We start from the raw sequence: 3,957 nt of genomic DNA on the forward strand, positions 1-3,957 counted from the left end.
CTCGGTAATTGACGATCTACTGGATAGCGACGTCCGGGATAACCTTGAGCCGACATTTTGCGCGGCGGTCGACCAGCTTTTCGATTCCGATCCGCCCGCCGCCATTGATCTTGGGGCTCTAATCGACGAACTCGAGCGGCGCAGACGCCATCTCGACTTCCAAGTTAACAACGCTGCGTTCACGGGTGAGCTGGTACCGAACGTCACAGCTAGCCGCGGCAGGCTGATATTCGGTATCCCCCAAGCCTTTCAGAACTGCTCCAGCGACCTCGGCGGCTTCCTTTTCGCCTATCAGTTGGACGAGCTTGAGAATCTGACCGAGGCCCAGCAGAAGCATGTGAACACGCTCGTACGCGATCGCCGCGGCCCGGCCACTCTTAAGATCGGGGCGCGGCAGTTCGGTATCAAGACCCTCGCGACAATGAGCGCAGGTGAGGAGAACGTTAAAGACTCCGAGTTCGAAGAGCTGCGACTGGATCTTCGGTTCCGGCGCAACGAGAAGACATACAAAGATCTCGTGGCGTTACTAGTGGAACGCCGACTTCAGAATTTCTGGCCGCAGTCGTCGACTGGAATGGCCGCCCGGGGCCGCCGCCTTACAGACTGGTTCGAGGAGCCGAAGCGCGATCCCTTCGATCCATTTTTCTTGAAACTGGTCAAAGGCGCGCCCTCTGCGGATAGGCCGCATATGCTTCGTCTGCGGGATGCACTCGCGAGCCGGCTCTCGCGCGGTAGCATCCCGGGGGTGAGGAACGACGAAGATATCCAGGCGATCATGGACGCCATCGCCGTTCCAGATGCTCCCCTGCTGGAAAAGCTGAACACCGTCCTTATGTTCAATGCTTGGGCAAAAGGTTTGGACCTCACGCATACGGCGACGTCGGTCAGGTCAGACTGTGATGCATTCGTGAGATCGAAGGGCGCTGGTCGGTATCGGCAGAAGCTCGATCATTACAAGTCAGATCTGATTGCCCAGATGTTTAGGGACGCCTCCTTCAGGCACAACTATGGCGGTCTTGACGAATTCACCCGTATGTCAGAGGGTCAGCCTAGAGCGCTGATCACGTTACTTAAACAGACCTTCGATTGGGCAGCCTTCCAGGGTGAACGCCCGTTTGAGGCAGGCAGCATCAGTCTCGATGCGGAAAGCAAGGGTGCGCTTGCTGCGGCGGACTGGTTTTACAACAACATGAGGAAGGCCGGTGGCGAGGGACAAGCGATCCTCATAGCCGTTGATCGGCTAGCGGAGCTTTTCCGGATCAACAGGTTCGCTGACAATCCTATCGAATGCTCGCTCATCGGCTTTAGCGTGAGCGCACGCGTTGGTTCCGAGATCGCCCAGAGGAACCTGCGGCTGGCTCTTGACCATTCTTTCCTTGTTGAAATTCTGGGGGGGCAGTCTGAGCGGAATTCCGAGCAGGTAACCGGCAAATTCCAGCTCAATAGGATGCTGGTGCCAAAGTGGAGCCTCGCCACCGGACGCAGGGGCATCAAACCCCTGAGCGAGACAGAAATGAATGCGATCTTCGATCCGGAGATGGGTGAAGCTTTCGAGCGGGTGAAGGCGGATTGGACAAGTCGGATGAATGCTCCCTTCGAGCGGGCGCGCCGCGCGTCCAAGGATTTCGTCAACGGCAGCGTCGGCGACAGCCAAGACGACCTTTTCGGCTACTAAGCTTATGACGCACGATTACGGGCTTTATCTGCGCCAAGAAATATTTGGTGCCCGGGGCTGGCAGCCCACCGACACTTATGACCTGTTTCTCTCTGCATTCAATCTCGGCGAGCGAACCATCGAGGTCTATGACCGCATCGAGGCAACCGAAAAAATCTGGCTTATACACGAGGAATACGGGCTCTCCGCTACCGAGTTGCCGGAAGGACAGAAGTTCGAACTCTCGAGTTCGGACGAGGCGATCTACTGCAAGGCCTTGATCGACAGTTTGCTCGAGCGCGGCAAGCTAGATGTTGAGAGAACGAGGCTATGCATAGACATCACCGGAGTGCTCCGACCCCATCTTATGTTTATCACGCTCTACTTGAAGCGGCTCGGTGTACGCGTCGTCGATATGCTGTACGCGGAGCCCAAACATTACGCCCTGAAGGAGAAAACCCCTTTTTCGACAGGATCGATCCTCGATGTGCGTCCTGTTCGAGGTTTCGAGGGGGCTTCGAGCTTGCGTGGCGCCGAGGACTTTCTCGTTATCGGTATGGGATATGACGATCGCCTGCTCGCCGAAGTTGCCGAAAACAAGGACAAGGCTGAGAAGCACCAGGTATTTGGCCTCCCATCTCTGCGAGCCGACATGTATCAAGAAAGCGTGCTGAGATCGCGCAGGGCGGCCGACGAGCTCGGCGATCCCAACTTCTCCGAGACGCATCGTTCATTCGCCCCCGCCAACGACCCATTTGGAACGGCATCGGTGGTAAGCGAGATCATCGAGCTGAGACTGACCCGCCACAAGCGAACCAGCTTGATGCTTTGCCCACTGGGCACAAAGGCGCAAGCGCTCGGCTTTGCACTCTACCACATCTTCGAGGGCGCCCCACTTGGCACTCGCATCATTTTCCCTTTCAGCGAGGGCTACTCTCCAAAAACAGGGGCCGATATGGCACGTGCCTGGCTTTATCGTGTCGAATTTTGAACACCGCGAGGGCCTCGACGAATTACGGCTATCATCTTATGTTGAAGAGCATACCGAATGTCGCAGCCCGCACCGTCAGCCACTCCATCAGTATATTCCAAGAGCCGCTAGCCCGATACCATCCTGGTAATCATCGTCGGTGCGCTGCTGAATGAATGACTGGTATTCCATCGGTGATGCTGGTCAAATGGTCTCGCTCAACACAAAACACTATCGTTCGCAGTGATGTTCCACCTCCACTGCACCCAAAAGCTGCTTGATCGGATCAAACCTGAGATTGCTCAGCCCGGACAAAGCGACACCGTGCTGGGCAACTGGTATGCCACCGCCCTATTCTGGAAGCCGCACGTCGCTTTGCTGGTTTCTGAGCGTACGCTGCTTCCCGTGCTTATGCCGCTGGCCCCAGCGGCTTCGCTTGCTCGAAGATTCCCCGCACAATTGGCGCTGGTTCTGAAGGAGCACGGCATCTCATCTGAATTCATCGCTCAGGAAGTCTCGCGGATGGACAAGCCCCAGTACGCAAAGACTGCGAACCGGAGCGTCGTGGGCATCCTCAATGAGTTCGTTAAGCAGGCCGAATTCTGGCTGGCCGCCTATGCCTATGAAAAGGGCGATGATGACGACCTCCTGGCGATTTCTGCCAAGCTAGCGGAGACACCGTGTAGCCCGCTGTACAAGGGCCCGGTTTCGCCGGACAAAGCCCTTCATGAACTCGTGAAGGCTGGTGCGCAGACTTGAGTCTGCTGGCCGAACCCTGTGCTCGGAGATCCTACAGCACTCGGCGGAAGCCCAACTAGTGCGATCAGGCGGGATCTATCGGCAAATCGACGACGCGGAAAACAGCTCCCGATCCGGCATCGCGGACAAGGTCAACGCGCTGGCCATCCCAGTGATAGTCGAGATGGCGCGCCTGAAGGAGATTTGAGGCGCAGTCAGGGAAGAAGAGAGCAACGCATTCCCCACCAGGATGCCGGATGCTCGGGTAGACAATGCCGTCCGATCCCGCGCGCCGGACGTGCTGGGCGAGCGCTTGGGATGCGGCATAGCTGTCGGTATCAAGCGCAGGAACCGGCTCCCCCGCCCGAGTTCGAAGATCATACAGGTCTGCATTGACCGACATGACGATCTCCCGGAACTGCGAGGTCCAGCCAGCCGCTTCCTTTGTCCGTGCCATGAAGCGGGCATGATGGTGGATCGTCTCGAACAGCGCGGTCTCGAACCGATCGCCGACGTAGAGCACGCCGTAACTGCCGTCGGTAAAACGGCTCGGCCGGTCGGTGCTGACATGGGTGAACGGCGCCATGAGGTAAGA

Annotated in this window: 4 protein-coding genes; 3 read left to right on the forward strand and 1 reads right to left on the reverse strand. The window is 57.5% G+C overall.

Annotated features, from left to right (window positions below; all coding sequences use genetic code 11):
* The 3 genes from EBBID32_RS24380 to EBBID32_RS01940 all read left to right on the forward strand — a co-directional run.
* Nucleotides 1-1,675 (forward strand): ORC-CDC6 family AAA ATPase (locus EBBID32_RS24380; RefSeq protein ID WP_037488210.1); only part of this gene is annotated, 1,675 nt, incomplete at its 5' end.
* A gap of 4 nt (nucleotides 1,676-1,679) precedes the next feature.
* Nucleotides 1,680-2,645 (forward strand): hypothetical protein, encoded by a 966-nt coding sequence (locus EBBID32_RS01935; RefSeq protein ID WP_037488213.1) that lies wholly within the window; start codon nucleotides 1,680-1,682, stop codon nucleotides 2,643-2,645.
* 225 nt (nucleotides 2,646-2,870) lie between these two features.
* Complete coding sequence (locus EBBID32_RS01940) at nucleotides 2,871-3,383, forward strand: DUF6933 domain-containing protein (RefSeq protein WP_037488215.1); 513 nt, start codon at nucleotides 2,871-2,873, stop codon at nucleotides 3,381-3,383.
* A 64-nt stretch (nucleotides 3,384-3,447) separates the two neighbouring features.
* On the opposite strand, the gene EBBID32_RS01945 is transcribed toward EBBID32_RS01940, so the two are convergent.
* Nucleotides 3,448-3,957: RES family NAD+ phosphorylase (locus EBBID32_RS01945; RefSeq protein ID WP_037488218.1), on the reverse strand; the 510-nt coding region annotated here is incomplete at its 5' end.

Source organism: Sphingobium indicum BiD32, from assembly GCF_000382885.1.
Classification (GTDB): Bacteria; Pseudomonadota; Alphaproteobacteria; order Sphingomonadales; family Sphingomonadaceae; genus Sphingobium; species Sphingobium japonicum_C.